Raw genomic sequence first — 15,860 nt, 5'->3', positions numbered from 1 at the left:
GGGCGATTAGCTCAGTTGGGAGAGCACCTCCCTTACAAGGAGGGGGTCACTGGTTCGAGACCGGTATCGCCCACCACTTAATCAAGTGTTTAAATAAACCGAAATATAAGGCTTAAATCTTAATATTGTCGGGCGATTAGCTCAGTTGGGAGAGCACCTCCCTTACAAGGAGGGGGTCACTGGTTCGAGACCGGTATCGCCCACCAATCTAAATTCTTCTAATTGATTCACTTTCTGATTTCACTCTTCCCAATAACATGATAAAGTTCGCATTCCTTAGCTTTATTATCAATAATTATGAAAGTTAAACATCAATTCTTATAACAGGTAGTCTACTATGGATTTTAATTAATACTGTTAGAATATAAAGTTACTCTTTTCATTTTATTTTCCCTAAAAAACAATTAAAAATTAACCGCACTATTTTGTTTGGCAAACCAACTATAGTAATAAATTTAGATTCTATTTTAGAAGAACAAAATAGCGAAGTACTCATTACACGTCGGGGCAAATACACAAATTGCTTTGTGGCAAAGGAAAATGGATTCATACAAAAAGTGAAGACTTACTAAAATAAATAAAAAAGTGCGGTGAAAAATCTCTTAATTTTTTCACCGCACTTTTCTATTTTTATAACATAGTTAAATCGGATCTAATCCCAATACTTTCCGTCCATTAATACTTGCAATATCCACCATTGCATCCAAATGTGGGAAACGACAACCTGCCGCCAACAAGCTTAATTCCTGCCATAAATCACCTTCACAAAGCGGTACCATGTAATCACAGATATTATCCGTTCCCAGCGCCACAGTAATTCCCTCTGGGATCATTTCATCTGCAGGTGTTAAAGCATTATGAAACGGCATCAAATCTTCTTTACGATTACTATCAATCCACGCCATCGGACAGGCGATCATCATCATTTTTGCCTTACGCATTTTTTCGTAAAGTTTATAGCGATATTCTTTTGAATGAGAGCCGATTGAAATGCCATGAATCCCCACAACCCGTCCTTCCATACCATGTTCAATAGTTTTATCACAAAGTTGTTCCGTTTCCTTTTCACTTGGATTATTGAATTGATCCACATGCACGTGACACATAATACCGAGCGATTTGGCTTTATCGAGCAAAATATCCATTGCCTCAAGACCACGTCCATAATCTAACTCATCACGATAAGGCAATCCACCAATCATATCCACCATTTCTGAGCCGATATCGAACCATTTCCGTGCCGTCGGTTCAATCACCCCCTTTAAGGTTTGGTTTGCAAATTTAAGGATAATATCGTGTTTATACACTTCACGGGCTTTATGGGCGGCGATGATCGCTCTATCTTCACAAACGGGGTCAATATCAACAAAAGTACCGAATGCCGTTACCCCTTGTGAAATCATTAATTCAATGGATTGGCAAAAACGTGCATAATAGTCGTCCACACTAGAAGTCCGTTTTACCTCATCTACCAAATCCCATTTTTGTTGCAAATTACTACTATGATAAATCCCGATTTTTTCCGGTGTCATCGTAAAGGCACGGTCAGCGTGAGCATGAGCATTCACCCAACCACCCTTTTTGATAATTTCATCACGGATATAAGTTTTAAAACTACGAACATGGCTTTTCATACAAACTCCATAGAAAGAATGAGGATAAAAAGACGAGAAGCGTATTAATTGAAAGGCACGACAAGCGTGGCGAGAAGCATTGTAATAATGTTATGAAAAACTCACGGATTTTCATTAATAACATCTTTTCAGTCTTAAACTGAGGCGAAAGTATAAAGGGTTGGACCTCAAAAAGCTATTCATTTTTATCATAAAATAAGATGAAAACACTGCCCTATATTTATTTATCAAAAAATGAATTTTCCCGTTTAAACATTTCCAAGAACAAACCTAAAGGTGGGCGTTCGGAAGACTGTTCTTGATAAGTGCGGTCAAATTTTTTGTAGTTTCCTTTGCGATCGATATGGTATTGCGTGCCATCAGGTTGAACCAACACATTCCAACGATAATTAGAAACAAGCACCCAATCATCTCCGTTTCGCTCAAACAAATTATGCCCTTGTGAGTAGTCCTTGGAAGGATTCTGAACATTAAACACATTTTTCATTAATGCCGGCAATAAATCCGTATGATTTGTCAGACCTTTTTCTATACCCACAGGTAAGCCTTTCCAATAGACGAATAATGGAACCTGAATCTGATCACGCCCAAAATAATTCTCCCGTTCTTTTTTACTTAACGTATTGAAAGTTAAACCATGTTCTGCGGTCACAATAATCATTGTATTTTCTACTGGAATATTAGCTAATGCCTGTTCAATCAATTTATCCATCTGCGTTAAGTACTGCCCATACTCCGATACATTGTTAATTTTCAAATCAAGATCGAGATAAGCAAACCAAGGGTTATCCGATTTTTGTGTAGCAATAAATTCATTGAAATTTTTGACCGCACTTTCGTTACTGGATTTACCTTTTGGCAGTTTCATACCACGGAATAATGCTTGGCGGAACAAACTCTCTTTAAAATTCGTTACCGAGAATAGACCGAATTGATATTTCTCCGCTTTCAATTTTTCAATGAATACCGATGATGTATGGTTGCTTAAAATACTATCCGTATAGTTAGCATTTAAACCATAAAACAGCCCTACCAAACCGCTATTTTTTGTATTACCGCTACTATAATGATTGGTGAATTTTGTCGAATTAGCCGCAAACTCCGCTAATTTCGGCATTGTTTCAGCAGAGATAGCATCATAGCGTAATCCCGAAACCGTAATAAACAAAATATTCGGTTTCTGTCCCATTGGGGTGAACACCAAAGGATGTTTCGGATAACTAATTTTTAACGCATCCAATCGCCCTTCCTGCTCCAATGTTTGCGCATATTGCTCGCCGTCCAATAACCCATGTTTTTCTAAAAATGAGCGTGCCGTCATTGGATAAGAAAGTGGGAAATTAGCGCGTTGCATCGTAATTGGGCGGTACAAGTACGCATCCGCCCAAGCATAAATGAGATGAGTCGCGACAAAAGCCGAAGTGAAAAAAATTCCCACTGCCTTCAGCCACTTTTGACGTTCTAGGCTACGAAGTTTTTCCCAACTCCAACGGGAAAATAACATTTGTACTAAGAGAATAATCGGCATTGGTGCAAAAAATATTTGCCAATCACGAGACATCTCTCCATTGTCCGGATTCACCAATAAGTTCCACACTACCGATGACAAATGTAGATTAAATCGATGGAACACTTCCGTATCGAACAACAACAATGTGATACAAATCGTGGACAAAATCACCATTAAACCACGAAAAGTGCGGTGATTTTTAACAATAAAACTTAACGGGAAAATGACTAATAAATAAACGGCAAAAACACTAAAGCTAAAATGCCCGAGCAAACTGACAAAAAAATACAGTTTTCCGCCAAGGGTATCCGGCCAATCAATCAGGAAAGCATAACGTGCGCCGATCAATATGGCGATAATGATGTTAAAAAAGGCAAACCAATGTCCCCACGAGATTTTTCGTGAGGTCTCATCACGGTACTGTTTTCCGCTAAACATGCCTTTTTTGAATCGAATCATACTAAAGCGTTTTTACTGCGTTAATTAAAGAATTAGAAAAGGCTTGAGCTAAGGCTTCCCGCTGTGTTTGAGGCACACTGCTGGTAAGTAAATTGCTTGCCATATTACCAAGGGCAATCAGGGATAAATCCACCGGAGCTTTATGTTTTTCGAGTACGGCAATCATATCATTTACAATTGCGCTTAACTGTGCGTCAGAATATTTCGAATGTTGCGCCATTTTATTAAAATAAAAGAAAGAGGTTGCTCTATAATACCCGATTATTTTACAGATCATAAATAATTTCTTTTTTCTTGCAGAAATACAGAAAAAGTGCGGTTATAATTTGCCACGTTTTTGAAAGAAGGAAAATAAAATGAGCATTACCGTGAATCAAATCGTGCTACATCAACTTACCAAGCAAGCAGACGGTGAAAATACAAAAATGGAAAGTATTCTTCGAGAAGAACTCCTACCAATTACACCAGAAGTGGAGCAAATGATGCTACAGTTACACCAAGGCTATCAAAATAAGACCAAAGCCTTTGGCATCTTCCAAGAAAATTCGGTATTCGCCCAACATTTAAATCGTTTATTGGAACAAGAAATCGAATTTTTGAGCTTTAGTCAATATTCCACTAAACTTCTCGCTAATGAATTAAATAAATATAATTTTGCCGACAGTGGCACACTGATTCTATGTCAATATAATTTTTTGGCGACGGATTATTTATTTATCGCACTGCTCGACAGCCGACACAGTATGTTGGTCGATGAACACTTAGATATTCGGCGTACAGAATATCTTGATATTACGCAATTTGATATTGCAGCACGGGTAAATTTGACCGATTTACAGGTGAATGCCAATTCCAACCGCTATTTGACTTTCATTAAAGGACGGGTCGGACGAAAAATCAGTGACTTTTTTATGGATTTCTTAGGTGCAGAGGAAGGATTAAACCCACAGGTGCAAAATCAATGCTTATTACAAGCAGTCAGTGATTATTGCGATCAAGGCGATCTCAATAAAGAAAAAACCCAAGCGATAAAAAAACAGGTTTTTGACTATTGTAAAGGACAACTTGCCACAGGAGAGGAAATTGAACTAGCGGAACTTTCCGCCAATATCCCTACTCTAAGCGAGCAACCCTTTGTTTCCTTTGTAGAAAATCAAGATTATGGTTTAGAGGAAAGTATTCCGCCAGTGCGTTCCACATTAAAGGCACTGACAAAATTCTCTGGTTCTGGTAAGGGAATTACATTAAGTTTTGATGCGGATTTACTCAATACGCGGATTCATTGGGATTCAATAAATGATGAGCTCCTCATCAAGGGATTACCGCCAAATTTGAAAGATCAGCTACAAAAAGCCTTAAAATCAAATAATTAGTTTGGCAAGCGAATTAACTTTGGGTATTATTTGAAAAAATTGTGAAGACAGGTAAATAAAATGCAATTCAAAACTCTTTTTGCTGCAACGGTATTGGCATTTAGCCTTTCTGCTTGTTCTACCGTTGAAAAAATCGTGTATCGTATTGATGTTCCACAAGGCAACTATTTAGAAGCTGCAAGCGTGGCACAAGTTAAACAGGGTATGACTGTTCAACAAGTACAATACTTACTCGGTACACCAGTTTTAATCGATCCTTATAGTAATTTAACTTGGTATTATGTATTTTTACAGCAACGAGCCTACCAATCTCCGGAACAGCATACTTTTACAGTAAAATTTGATCAACGTGGCATCGTGACAGAAACACATTTAGACAAGCCATTGCCGGAGGTTACATCACAAAACGAAAACAATACAATTATTGAGCGTAACGCTAACACTAATAAAAAATCTTGGTGGAAATTCTGGTAATTTCTCCTTTTGTTTTACTAAAAAATAAGTCATACAAAAAGGTTTAATAATGTCAAAAATTTTACTAGTTGATGATGATACTGAATTAACCGACTTACTTGCAGAAGTCCTTTCTTTATCAGGTTTTGATGTTGATGTCGCTAATAATGGACAAGAAGCATTGAATAAACTCAGTCAGGATTATTCATTAATCGTACTAGATGTTATGATGCCCATATTAAACGGTATCGAAACCCTTAAATGTATCCGCCAGCAATCTAATGTTCCGGTTATAATGCTGACCGCTTGTGGTGAAGAAATCGATCGAGTATTAGGATTAGAACTGGGCGCTGATGACTATTTACCAAAACCGTTTAATGATCGTGAATTGATTGCCCGTATTAAAGCAATTTTGCGTAGGATCGCTATCTCCGAAGATTTAGAAAATACAAAAGCTAAATCGGAAGAAAACGGTTGGATTTATTTTTGTGAATTAAAGCTCCATTCAGGTTATCAACAAGCATTCTATAAAACACAAGATCTCCTCCTTACTGCATCGGAATTCTCGTTGCTCGAAGCACTTATTCATTCCCAAGGTAAGCTCATTACCCGCGAAGAATTAAGTATGAATGTGTTGGGAAAACCACTTACACCGTTTGATCGTTCAATTGATATGCATATGTCAAACCTACGCAAGAAATTACCACCTAGAGAAGATGGATTACCATGGTTCAGAACTTTACGTGGCCGTGGTTATCTTTTAATTAGCAAATAGTCTCTATGCTACATCAAAAAAAATTTAGCCTAAATTATTTAACTATTCGTACTTTTACAGTTTTTTGGCTTGCATTTTTTGCAATGATGGCGTCATTAGCCCTATTGCCTTATCTGGATAACCGATTTTACTCAAATCTTCAAGAGCATGAAATTGCCAAATATCAAAAAAAATTGGTGGAGTCTATTCGTAATAATAAAATTAAGTCGCTTCTTTCAGAAGTTCCCTTACTCCCCATTGATCGATTTTCTGAAACCCGTCCAGTTATTTACGATCCTCTCCACAAAGAATTTTTGGGTGCATTTAGTGAAGAAAAAACCTTTATCGAACACTTCGCCGAAACAGCAAATAATTTCTCTCAGCCTATGCGAAAAAACTTTGCAAATATTCAGATTGCCGGTCCTTTTCAAGTGTATGTCGATAACCTTGATAAGCCTTTTTCACTTTTCTTTGTCTCTCATGCCAATCCAACCCAAGAAATACTTCGGTATATGATCGATAACCCTTTAATATTACTCATATTAACCTTATCAATTACCACACCATTACTATGGTGGTTTACCTATACCGTAGTAAAGCCGATTTCCCGACTACAAAAAGCCGCAAATAGTGTGGCCCTTGGTAATTTTAAAATTGATCCTCAATTAAGCCAAAACGGACCATTAGAACTACGTCAGGTAGGCCAAAGTTTTAATAGAATGGCAACCGCTATTAATGGGTTAATCTCAAATCAACAAAATTTGTTATCTTCTATTTCTCATGAAATGAAAACGCCGCTAACCCGCCTTCAACTAGCTGCGGCTCTGCTTCGTCATCAAACTGGTAACAACAGTGCCATTCAACGGATTGAGAAAGAGATTACGCGTATGGATAAAATGATTAACGAGCTACTGCTTCTCTCTCGGCAACAAATGAATACGCAAACGAAAAGATCCATCTTTCCTGCCGAAAAAATCTGGCATGGTGTAGTACAAGATGCCGTATTTGAGGCCAAACAACGCCATATTGAATTTGAACAAAACTTTCAATTATCAGATTCCAATTCATTTTTGAACGGAAATCCGGAGTTATTACAAAGTGCGGTAGAAAATATTGTTAGAAATGCGCTGAAATATACCAAGAGTAAGATCAGACTCAATATTTTTGTCCAAGAAGAAACCCTCAAAATCCGAATTGATGATAACGGTTTAGGCGTACCCCCTGATGAATTCGAAAAAATTTTCCAACCATTTTATCGCGTTGATGAAGCTCGTACCCGTTCAACAGGCGGTACGGGATTAGGCTTAACTATCGTTTTAAATATTATTAAAGAACATCAAGGTAAAGTGTGGGCTGAACAAAGCGAGCTCGGAGGACTAGCTGTTACTATTGAGTTACCTATTTGGTTGAATAAGTAGTAACAGAAAATAAGACGAAATTCTCCGTCTTATTTTTATTATTTGATTTTTAATCGTTTTAACCTTAACGCATTCGTTAATACGGAAATGGAACTCAATGCCATTGCTGCACCTGCAATGACAGGGCTTAGGTAACCCAATGCGGCAAGAGGAATTCCAAGTACATTATAAATCAATGCAAAAAAGAGATTTTGTTTGATATTCTTTAACGTTGCTTGTGCAATGAAAATCCCGTCGGCAAGTTGATTTAACGATTGACGCATTAAGGTCGCTGAAGCCGCTTGCTCTGCAACATCAGAACCTGATTTCATTGCAAAACTCACATTTGCCATCACCAATGCCGCCGCATCATTAATGCCATCGCCTACCATTGCAACAACACGCCCTTCTTGTTGTAAGGCCTGAACTCTTGCTGCTTTATCACGAGGGGGGAGTTTACCAAATGCCGTTGTAATACTAAGCTGCTGTGCAATATAATCCACAACGGATTGACGATCACCACTCATAATAATCACATCAATATTATTTTGTTGTAACCGTTCAATAGCCTGCTTGCTTTCCTCTCGTAATGTGTCGGTTAAAGCAAACGCACCGGCGATATCGCCATTAATAGATACGGCTACAACACTTGCGATATGCCATACACCATCAAGTTCGCTCGGTAAATAAAAACCACAGAACTCCGGTGTGCCCACTTTAATGAAGCCTACGCCTTCTACTTCACCCGAAACACCCTCTCCTACTTCTGTTTTCACAGAAAGTGCGGTCGGTATTGTCGATATTTTTTCCAACGCTGAACGCACCATTGCTTTTGCAATAGGGTGTGTCGTATGTTGCTCTACAGCGGCGGTAATGCGATACAAATCTTTTTCGGAAATGACCGCACTTTCAGGTTGCCATACCGCAGCAACAGCCAGTTCGCCAGTCGTTAATGTACCTGTTTTATCTAACACAACAGTATCGACACGGGCGGTTTCTTCCATTGCTGCTGCATCCTTAAACCAAATTCCACTATTCACCGCTTTTCCCATTCCAGCCATGATAGCAGCCGGAGTGGCAAGTCCCAATGCACAAGGACAAGCAATCACTAACACTGCAACCGAGTGAATAATTGCTGTACCAACATCATCTGTAATCAACCATGTTAGCCCGAACGTTACCGCTGCAATAATAAGAACAGCAGGTACAAAAACACCAGCGACTTTATCTGCAAAACGGGCGATTGGCGCTTTTGTGCCTTGTGCGTCAGAAAGTGCCTCCATCATATCGCCAAGCAAAGTTTTCGAACCAAGCTGGTTAGCACGGTAAATTAAGCTTCCCTCTGTCACCATTGATCCCGCCAATACCATACTTTGAACGTGCTTCATTTCAGGTATAGATTCACCTGTTAAATGGCTTTCATCACACCATCCTACCCCCTCTTCAACAATACCATCAGCTGCAATACGCTCCCCATGGTTTGTACGGAGTACGTCACCCATTTTTACTTGATCAAGCGGAATATTTTGCCAAGTTTCGGCACGCAAAACACTTACTTTTTTCGGAGTAAGTTGTAATAACAATTCAAGGCTATTTAAGCTATGTTTTTTGGTTCTCTCTTCTAAAAACTTGCCAAAAGTCACAAAGCCAATCACCATAACAGCGGCTTCAAAATAAATATGGTGCAATGCATCATAACCTTGAGCAAGGTGATAGAACAACATGTAAGTGGAATACAAATAAATGGTGAGTGTGCCGCTACTAACAAGCACATCCATATTTGCCAATCCACCGCGAATACTAGCAATTGCCCCTAGATAAAATGGGATAGCGAGACCAAATTGTACAATAGTTGCCAACACAAATTGCCACATCGGAGGCAGCATTAAACGATGATTGCCGATTAACATTCCAATCATCCCAATTAAAAAAGGCATGTTAACCAACAATAATAGCCAAAGTCGCCAATGAACTTTTTTATTCTCTCGCAACATTGGTTGTTGTTCGTTTTTTAAAATTCCTTTAAATCCCGTTTTTTGAAGAATACTGAAAATATCCTCTATAGTTGCTTGTGTTGAATCAAAAACCACTTGCGCCTCTTCTACCGCAAAATTTACATTTGCCTGTTCCACAAAAGGCTTTTTGTTTAATACCTTTTCAATTCTACTGGCACAAGATTGACAAGTCATACCTTCAATTTGGAGAGCGATTTTTTTATTCTGCTGCATCAAATCCTGCATCCTCAATAGTTTCAATTAACTGTGTGACAGATACTTTGCTTTCATCAAATTGAATATCGGCATAACCTTCAAGGGCGACATTTACTCCCTCCACACCATCCAACACCTCTAATACGCGAGTTACACTTTTTACACATCCTCCACAATGCATTCCCGTTACGCTTAAACGAACCTTTTTCATTATTTTCTCCTTGTCTTATATTGAAAAAAAATTAATGCCGGCTACTATAACCCTTGACTTAAGGTAAAGGTCAAGGTGTTTTTTTATGAATATTAGTGAAGCAGCAAAATTAAGCGGTCTCACCGCCAAACAAATTCGAGATTATGAGAAATTAGGTTTACTTAAACCGGCAAAACAAAACTTTTCTGGCTATCGTCATTATGAGGAAAAAGATATTGAACGATTACATTTTATTCGCCATTCAAGAAATGTGGGCTTTTCCTTACAGCAAATCGGGCAATTACTCGCTCTGCAAGATAACCCTGCTCGCAACAGTAGTGAGGTGAAAGCATTAACGGCAAAACACATAGCAACATTAAAACAACAGATTAAGCAATTAGAAGAGATGGTAAAAGAGCTGCAAGCTTGGTACGACGCATGCCAAGGCAATAATTGCCCCGAATGCCCAATTTTGGACGGATTAAAAGAAGAAAACTAATAATCCCAGCTTTCCGGATCTATGCCTAATTGACGCATAATTTCTTTTGCTTCTTCCGGAATTTCATCATTGCGATCCTTTATTAAATCGGCATCTGTTGGCAGAGGTTGACCGGTAAACGCATGGAGAAACGCTTCACAAAGCAACTCACTATTGGTTGCGTGGCGCAAACTTTTTAATTGGCGGCGAGTACGTTCATTAGTTAAAATTTCCAATACCTTAATGGGAATTGACACCGTAATTTTTTTAACCTGCTCACTTTTTTTTCCGTGTTCCGCATAAGGACTGATATATTTGCCATTCCAATCTGCCATAAGTACCTTGCAATCAATAAGAAAATTAAAACTAAATTATATGCGGTTATTTTAATGAAAAAAGAAAAAAATAACAATCTGGATTGCCAAGTGATAAATTTTTCAATTTTATCATAGTCATAAATTCTACTATCATTTAAACTTGCTCTACTTATATGGACAACAATATTTCCCCAAAAATAAGTTATGAACAGTTTTTAGTTAAATATATTATAAATCAATCTCTTAACTGTTGTTTTTATATTAAATAACTCTCTTGATAAAATAGTTTTAAATGATTTTATTTTCTTTTGTTTTTCAAAAATTGTAGATTCAATCTCATAATCTGCCTCTAGGCAAAATGGAACAATTGAATAAGGTGGTACTTTATTTTCAAAGAAACGATCCATCGTCACATCTACAGTTAAATACCACTCTTTGCTTTGAGCTAAGAATTTCTTAGCTGCTTGCGGAGTTAAATAATACCCCGTTGCACCAATAAAGCCTTTGCTAAATTGTTGAATTGAAAAATCACCAAAATCTGCTACTAATTTTCTTTTATTTTTTAATCGATCGGGCTGCAACCAAAAAAATTCAAAGGTATTTTTATCACTATTAATAAAGGCAAGAACATCTAAAAAATTATTTTTAAATTTTGCATCATCCTCCAAAATAATAATAGGTTGATTCAACTCTACGCATTTCTCCCACATAGAATAATGGCTTGCATAACAACCTAGTTGGCTCAAAGTTAGCGGATAGCCTTTTACATTTAACCGTTTTTTATTATTGTAACGTTTAAATAACGGATGATTGGGATTTTCTTTTCCGTTAATTCCTGTAAAGAAATAGATTTCTTGCATTGAATTATGATCAAATAAACTATCGAACTGTGCTTGCATATAGGCTTTTCGATCCGTTGATTTTTCTAGATTGATAATATATATCGGTACTTGACTATTATTTAAACCAGACATTTGATGTCTCCATATTTCACTTTTCATAAAACAAATTATCTAAACCTAACGCGATTTTTTCCATTGAGAATTGTTCAATACGTTCTAAGGATTTATTACTGTATTTTTTATATATATCATCGTTAGTCAGTAATTCTAAGGTTTCGGCTATGAATTTAGTTTTATCATACATTGGAATGAGCTTACCAAATTCTCCTTTTTCTCCAAGTATATCTTTCGGTCCAGTATGGCAATTCATCGCAATAACAGGAACACCAAATACCATACTTTCAAGTATTACGGTTGGTAACCCTTCTGATTCAGAGCAATGTAAGAATAATTTCGCGTTTTTGAAGTAGGGATATGGATTCTCCATTTCTCCTAGGAATAAAATATCATTTTCTAAACGTAGTGATAACACTTTATTCTCAAGATTTTTTCTGTTATTGCCATCCCCGATGAAATATAGTTTATGACTTATACCTTTTTTCTTTAATTCGTAGTAAATATCTATAAGCTGTTCGTGTCCCTTTCTATGAGTTAATCTTGATACTTGTAAAAGATAAGGAGTGGAATTCATAACCTGATTTATTTCAGTTTTATTGATATTACCCTTTTTCTTAATTGTAGGAATATCAATTGGATTACTCAAAATGAATAATTTATTTTTATCTATATTAACTTGTTCTAATATTAACTTTCTCATTCCCTTGCATAAAACAACTACTTTATTATGATTTCTAAAAATATTGTAATATTTATTTTTCTCTTTCTTGCTTAAAATTAGATTAGTTGAAAGTTGATTATGAACCCATCTAATTGTCTTTATATCATTTTTCCTAAAGAATGGATTCCTAATATAGGAATCTAAGCAACTACTAAAATCAATAATATAATCATACTTGTGACATATGGAGTTTATTAAATTATAGTAACGTAGTTTTTGGTAACTTTTATAAAAGCCTCTTAGTATTTTTTGGTATAAATTATTTTCTTTACTATAGATAAAATTAAATTCTTTACTGGTAAAAGCAAATCTTATATTGTGACTATTTATTTTTGAGTTTGTTTTATAAGTTATCAGTATATCTACATTATGACCTGATTTTTCTAGAATCTTCCTATAATTTATTAGTACAGTTTCAACACCACCAGTTACTAGCCATTTATGTAATATTAAGATCTTCATGATATTATCTCGTTATGGTAATATTTTCTCACCAGAGTGATTAAATCTAGAAAATGCCTCAAGTATATTGCTTTCATTAATCATGTAGTCCGGAACTCGACCTTCTAATTTATGTTCCTTTAAATATTTTCTTATATCAAAATCTTGAAGTAATACCCACTCGTCTCTGTTGAAATTATTCCTATGATTTTTTACTATAGGAAAATGCCAGTTAGTACATACAGTAAAGATTTTCTTTCTCTCTTTCTTAGGTAGGTGAAGTATTTCATAGGCTTCAAATTTGTTGTCAACCCAACCTCGCCAAAACTCAAAGTTTACATTTCTATTATACAGAATCCAAGAATCTCCATTTTCCAAAATTGGGTATTTCTTATGGATGTAACATTTTCCTTCATAACAGTGCAGGTTTAATCTACTTAAAATAATACAATCTTTTTTTCTAACTGGAATCCTACATAAGTTTTCTAAAAATTCAGGTATCCAAATATGATCTCCATCAATCTTTATTATCCATTCATTTTTTGGTAATTTTTCCCATACAAAGTTATAGTATGAGTCAAGTCTATTTTTTATATCTATCGAATCTTCCATATAGATTTTATTGCTAGCAGGAATAACATCATAAGGATATTCTACGGGAATAAATTGTGGATATTTTTTACAAAAATGTAAGATATATTCCTTTGTTCCATCAGTACATGAGTTAAATCCAATTACTCCCCCTTTTAAAACAGGCAGTACACTTTTTAAAGCAGCATCAATAGTTTTTATCTCATTATGAACACGAATAAATGCATAAGGTTTAATTGGTTTACGCCAATAATATAGCTTTTGAATTTTTTCAGTAACTCTTAAACGTTTTGATAAACCCAAATAAAATAATATTATCTTGAACATATGTATCCTTGATTTTAATGGTAATATATTTTAAATTTATTTGTAGTGAAATTAGTTAGATTCTACATATATAAAAATTAAAATAATTTAATTAATAAATTATTATTAAAAGAAAATTATTTTTTGTGACATTTAAGATGTCTTTTCCCATCAATTTTACTGGATTTTACACATTTTCCGGGCAAAACAAAACCCCGCCAGAAAGCGGGGTTTTGAAAAAATCCAAATTATTTTGAACTTGGAATTTTGAAACGGCTGTTGAAGCGTTCAACACGACCGCCGGTATCTACAACACGTTGTTTACCTGTGTAGAATGGGTGGCAGTTACCGCACACATCAAGGTTAATGTCTTTGCCTAGTGTTGAACGGGTTTTAATCACATTACCACAAGAGCAAGTCGCTGTGATTTCTTTATATTCAGGGTGAATACCTTGTTTCATAGAAAACCTCAAAATGAAGCCACGCCGCTATAAGAACTCTCTTCTCACACCGCGTGAGTTAATAATCGCCGTTATTCGGCACCAAATAGACCGCAAATTATACTGAAAAAATGATATTGATCAAGAGGGGGGAGATGGTAAAATCAGCCCTTTGTTTTCCTTAAGAAACAATAAAAATTCATTTAATTTTTTGACCGCACTTTTGACTCAGGAAAGTTATGCTAGCCCAATCTTCCCCTAATGCACCTTTTGCCCAATCCGTACTACGATGGTATGAAAAATTCGGACGTAAACATTTACCTTGGCAACAAAACAAAACATTGTATGGTGTTTGGCTTTCGGAAGTCATGCTACAACAGACTCAAGTCGCAACTGTCATTCCTTATTTTGAACGATTTATCAAAACTTTTCCAAATGTGACCGCACTTGCTAATGCTTCACAAGATGAAGTGCTTCATTTATGGACTGGGCTAGGCTATTACGCACGAGCGAGAAACTTACATAAAGCGGCACAAAAAATTCGAGACGAATTTAACGGAGATTTCCCTATTGATTTTGATCAGGTTTGGGCATTGCCGGGAGTAGGACGTTCCACTGCCGGCGCAATTTTATCTTCCGTATTGGATCAACCATACCCGATATTAGACGGAAATGTAAAACGCGTACTTTCACGTTATTTTGCAGTGAATGGTTGGCCGGGAGAGAAGAAAGTAGAAAACCATTTATGGTACCTAACAGAGCAAGTTACGCCAACAGAACGCGTAGCGGATTTTAATCAAGCAATGATGGATATTGGTGCCATGCTCTGTACACGAACAAAACCCAAATGTGAACTTTGTCCTTTAAAAAAGGATTGTTTAGCCTACAAAAATGAAAGTTGGGCACAATTTCCTGCTAAAAAACCTAAAAAAACATTACCGGAAAAAGAGACTTATTTTTTGATTTTGTCAAAGAATGGCAAAGTATGGTTAGAACAGAGGGAAAACTCAGGCTTATGGGGGGGATTATTTTGTTTTCCACAATTTGAATCACAAGAAGATTTGCAAGCTTACTTAATAAGCGAGGGAATTTCATACTATCAAGCTTGGTCAAGCTTTCGTCATACCTTCAGTCATTTTCATTTAGATATTCATCCTATTTACGCTGAAGTTGGTAATATTCGGGCAGATCAGGAAAATCGAGATTGGCGCCAAGTGATGGAAAAACCAAAAGAATATAAACCAAATCTATCAAGTGCAGTCAAATATTGGTATGATCCGAAAAATCCTCAACAAATCGGGTTGGCACAACCCGTAAAAAATCTATTAACACAATTTGTAAGGAGTAATCATGGCGAGAATAGTATTTTGTGAGCATCTCAAAAAAGAGGCTGAAGGCTTAGATTTTCAGCTTTATCCAGGGGAGTTGGGCAAGCGGATTTTTGATTCAATCAGTAAGCAGGCTTGGGGAGAATGGATAAAAAAGCAAACGATGCTCGTCAATGAGAAAAAACTCAATATGATGAATACAGAACATCGTAAATTACTCGAACAGGAGATGATAAATTTTTTGTTTGAAGGCAAAGATGTACATATTGAAGGCTATGTTCCCCCATCAAATTAATCGG

Annotated in this window: 17 protein-coding genes and 2 tRNA genes; 9 read left to right on the top strand and 10 right to left on the bottom strand. The window is 36.3% G+C overall.

The window, feature by feature from the left end:
• Both A3GE_RS0106005 and A3GE_RS0106000 read left to right on the top strand, forming a co-directional pair.
• Positions 1 to 76 (top strand) — tRNA-Val (locus tag A3GE_RS0106005).
• 54 nt (positions 77 to 130) lie between these two features.
• Positions 131 to 206 (top strand) — tRNA-Val (locus tag A3GE_RS0106000).
• Positions 207 to 641: 435 nt separating this feature from the next.
• Here A3GE_RS0106000 and A3GE_RS0105995 read toward each other — a convergent pair.
• The 3 genes from A3GE_RS0105995 to A3GE_RS0105985 all read right to left on the bottom strand — a co-directional run bounded on the left by A3GE_RS0105995 (position 642) and on the right by A3GE_RS0105985 (position 3,823).
• Entirely contained in the window at positions 642 to 1,634 is a 993-nt protein-coding gene (locus A3GE_RS0105995; RefSeq protein WP_018356361.1) for an amidohydrolase family protein, read from the bottom strand.
• Positions 1,635 to 1,854: 220 nt separating this feature from the next.
• On the bottom strand, positions 1,855 to 3,603 hold the full coding sequence (locus A3GE_RS0105990) for a DUF3413 domain-containing protein (protein ID WP_018356360.1): 1,749 nt from the start codon (positions 3,601 to 3,603) through the stop codon (positions 1,855 to 1,857).
• 1 nt (position 3,604) lies between these two features.
• A complete protein-coding gene (locus A3GE_RS0105985; RefSeq protein WP_026215413.1) occupies positions 3,605 to 3,823 on the bottom strand; it encodes a YejL family protein in 219 nt (72 codons plus the stop codon).
• Between the two features lie 136 nt (positions 3,824 to 3,959).
• On the opposite strand from A3GE_RS0105985, the gene yejK reads away from it, so the two are divergent.
• From yejK to cpxA, 4 genes are read left to right on the top strand one after another with little or no spacing between them, the layout of a single operon-like run.
• Entirely contained in the window at positions 3,960 to 4,976 is a 1,017-nt protein-coding gene (yejK, locus tag A3GE_RS0105980) for a nucleoid-associated protein YejK (RefSeq protein WP_018356358.1), read from the top strand.
• A gap of 60 nt (positions 4,977 to 5,036) precedes the next feature.
• A complete protein-coding gene (gene bamE, locus A3GE_RS0105975) occupies positions 5,037 to 5,450 on the top strand; it encodes an outer membrane protein assembly factor BamE (protein WP_018356357.1) in 414 nt (137 codons plus the stop codon).
• Between the two features lie 49 nt (positions 5,451 to 5,499).
• Complete coding sequence (locus A3GE_RS0105970; RefSeq protein ID WP_018356356.1) at positions 5,500 to 6,204, top strand: response regulator; 705 nt, start codon at positions 5,500 to 5,502, stop codon at positions 6,202 to 6,204.
• Positions 6,205 to 6,209: 5 nt separating this feature from the next.
• Positions 6,210 to 7,601: an envelope stress sensor histidine kinase CpxA gene (cpxA, locus tag A3GE_RS0105965; RefSeq protein ID WP_018356355.1), complete on the top strand. Its 1,392-nt coding sequence runs from the start codon at positions 6,210 to 6,212 to the stop codon at positions 7,599 to 7,601.
• Between the two features lie 38 nt (positions 7,602 to 7,639).
• On the opposite strand, the gene A3GE_RS0105960 is transcribed toward cpxA, so the two are convergent.
• Positions 7,640 to 9,820, bottom strand: coding sequence for a heavy metal translocating P-type ATPase (locus A3GE_RS0105960; protein WP_026215412.1), 2,181 nt, complete (start codon positions 9,818 to 9,820; stop codon positions 7,640 to 7,642).
• On the bottom strand, positions 9,795 to 10,001 hold the full coding sequence (locus A3GE_RS0105955) for a heavy-metal-associated domain-containing protein (RefSeq protein WP_018356353.1): 207 nt from the start codon (positions 9,999 to 10,001) through the stop codon (positions 9,795 to 9,797). The genes A3GE_RS0105960 and A3GE_RS0105955 overlap by 26 nt, the downstream gene beginning before the upstream one ends.
• Before the next feature lie 85 nt (positions 10,002 to 10,086).
• Between A3GE_RS0105955 and cueR the strand changes: the two genes are divergently transcribed.
• A complete protein-coding gene (cueR, locus tag A3GE_RS0105950) occupies positions 10,087 to 10,479 on the top strand; it encodes a Cu(I)-responsive transcriptional regulator (RefSeq protein ID WP_018356352.1) in 393 nt (130 codons plus the stop codon).
• On the opposite strand, the gene metJ is transcribed toward cueR, so the two are convergent.
• The 5 genes from metJ to rpmE form a co-directional block, all read right to left on the bottom strand.
• A complete protein-coding gene (gene metJ, locus A3GE_RS0105945) occupies positions 10,476 to 10,793 on the bottom strand; it encodes a met regulon transcriptional regulator MetJ (RefSeq protein WP_018356351.1) in 318 nt (105 codons plus the stop codon). The genes cueR and metJ overlap by 4 nt on opposite strands.
• Before the next feature lie 197 nt (positions 10,794 to 10,990).
• On the bottom strand, positions 10,991 to 11,749 hold the full coding sequence (locus tag A3GE_RS0105940; protein ID WP_018356350.1) for a glycosyltransferase family 25 protein: 759 nt from the start codon (positions 11,747 to 11,749) through the stop codon (positions 10,991 to 10,993).
• Positions 11,750 to 11,765: 16 nt separating this feature from the next.
• Positions 11,766 to 12,917: a glycosyltransferase gene (locus A3GE_RS0105935; protein ID WP_018356349.1), complete on the bottom strand. Its 1,152-nt coding sequence runs from the start codon at positions 12,915 to 12,917 to the stop codon at positions 11,766 to 11,768.
• Positions 12,918 to 12,929: 12 nt separating this feature from the next.
• Positions 12,930 to 13,814 (bottom strand): hypothetical protein, encoded by an 885-nt coding sequence (locus A3GE_RS0105930; protein ID WP_018356348.1) that lies wholly within the window; start codon positions 13,812 to 13,814, stop codon positions 12,930 to 12,932.
• 227 nt (positions 13,815 to 14,041) lie between these two features.
• A complete protein-coding gene (gene rpmE, locus A3GE_RS0105920; protein WP_005655540.1) occupies positions 14,042 to 14,254 on the bottom strand; it encodes a 50S ribosomal protein L31 in 213 nt (70 codons plus the stop codon).
• Between the two features lie 218 nt (positions 14,255 to 14,472).
• Here rpmE and mutY point away from each other — a divergent pair, with 218 nt between their 5' ends.
• Positions 14,473 to 15,606, top strand: a complete 1,134-nt coding sequence (gene mutY, locus A3GE_RS0105915) for an A/G-specific adenine glycosylase (RefSeq protein ID WP_018356346.1) — start codon at positions 14,473 to 14,475, stop codon at positions 15,604 to 15,606.
• Positions 15,584 to 15,856, top strand: coding sequence for an oxidative damage protection protein (locus A3GE_RS0105910; RefSeq protein WP_018356345.1), 273 nt, complete (start codon positions 15,584 to 15,586; stop codon positions 15,854 to 15,856). The genes mutY and A3GE_RS0105910 overlap by 23 nt, the downstream gene beginning before the upstream one ends.
• Positions 15,857 to 15,860 lie beyond the last annotated feature (4 nt).

This window comes from Rodentibacter pneumotropicus DSM 21403 (assembly GCF_000379905.1).
In the GTDB taxonomy this organism is placed as follows: Bacteria; Pseudomonadota; Gammaproteobacteria; order Enterobacterales; family Pasteurellaceae; genus Rodentibacter; species Rodentibacter pneumotropicus.
Note: the sequence above shows the minus strand (reverse complement) of the source record. Positions and strands in the feature narration are given on the sequence as shown.

Bases quoted from the DNA above. Each gene is read 5' to 3' on its own strand.
- A3GE_RS0105985 (WP_026215413.1), bottom strand. From the start codon at position 3,823: ATGGCGCAACATTCGAAATATTCTGACGCACAGTTAAGCGCAATTGTA.
- metJ (WP_018356351.1), bottom strand. From the start codon at position 10,793: ATGGCAGATTGGAATGGCAAATATATCAGTCCTTATGCGGAACACGGA.
- A3GE_RS0105970 (WP_018356356.1), top strand. From the start codon at position 5,500: ATGTCAAAAATTTTACTAGTTGATGATGATACTGAATTAACCGACTTA.
- A3GE_RS0105955 (WP_018356353.1), bottom strand. From the start codon at position 10,001: ATGAAAAAGGTTCGTTTAAGCGTAACGGGAATGCATTGTGGAGGATGT.
- A3GE_RS0105910 (WP_018356345.1), top strand. From the start codon at position 15,584: ATGGCGAGAATAGTATTTTGTGAGCATCTCAAAAAAGAGGCTGAAGGC.
- bamE (WP_018356357.1), top strand. From the start codon at position 5,037: ATGCAATTCAAAACTCTTTTTGCTGCAACGGTATTGGCATTTAGCCTT.
- A3GE_RS0105995 (WP_018356361.1), bottom strand. From the start codon at position 1,634: ATGAAAAGCCATGTTCGTAGTTTTAAAACTTATATCCGTGATGAAATT.
- rpmE (WP_005655540.1), bottom strand. From the start codon at position 14,254: ATGAAACAAGGTATTCACCCTGAATATAAAGAAATCACAGCGACTTGC.
- cpxA (WP_018356355.1), top strand. From the start codon at position 6,210: ATGCTACATCAAAAAAAATTTAGCCTAAATTATTTAACTATTCGTACT.
- mutY (WP_018356346.1), top strand. From the start codon at position 14,473: ATGCTAGCCCAATCTTCCCCTAATGCACCTTTTGCCCAATCCGTACTA.
- A3GE_RS0105990 (WP_018356360.1), bottom strand. From the start codon at position 3,603: ATGATTCGATTCAAAAAAGGCATGTTTAGCGGAAAACAGTACCGTGAT.
- cueR (WP_018356352.1), top strand. From the start codon at position 10,087: ATGAATATTAGTGAAGCAGCAAAATTAAGCGGTCTCACCGCCAAACAA.
- yejK (WP_018356358.1), top strand. From the start codon at position 3,960: ATGAGCATTACCGTGAATCAAATCGTGCTACATCAACTTACCAAGCAA.
- A3GE_RS0105940 (WP_018356350.1), bottom strand. From the start codon at position 11,749: ATGTCTGGTTTAAATAATAGTCAAGTACCGATATATATTATCAATCTA.
- A3GE_RS0105930 (WP_018356348.1), bottom strand. From the start codon at position 13,814: ATGTTCAAGATAATATTATTTTATTTGGGTTTATCAAAACGTTTAAGA.
- A3GE_RS0105960 (WP_026215412.1), bottom strand. From the start codon at position 9,820: ATGCAGGATTTGATGCAGCAGAATAAAAAAATCGCTCTCCAAATTGAA.
- A3GE_RS0105935 (WP_018356349.1), bottom strand. From the start codon at position 12,917: ATGAAGATCTTAATATTACATAAATGGCTAGTAACTGGTGGTGTTGAA.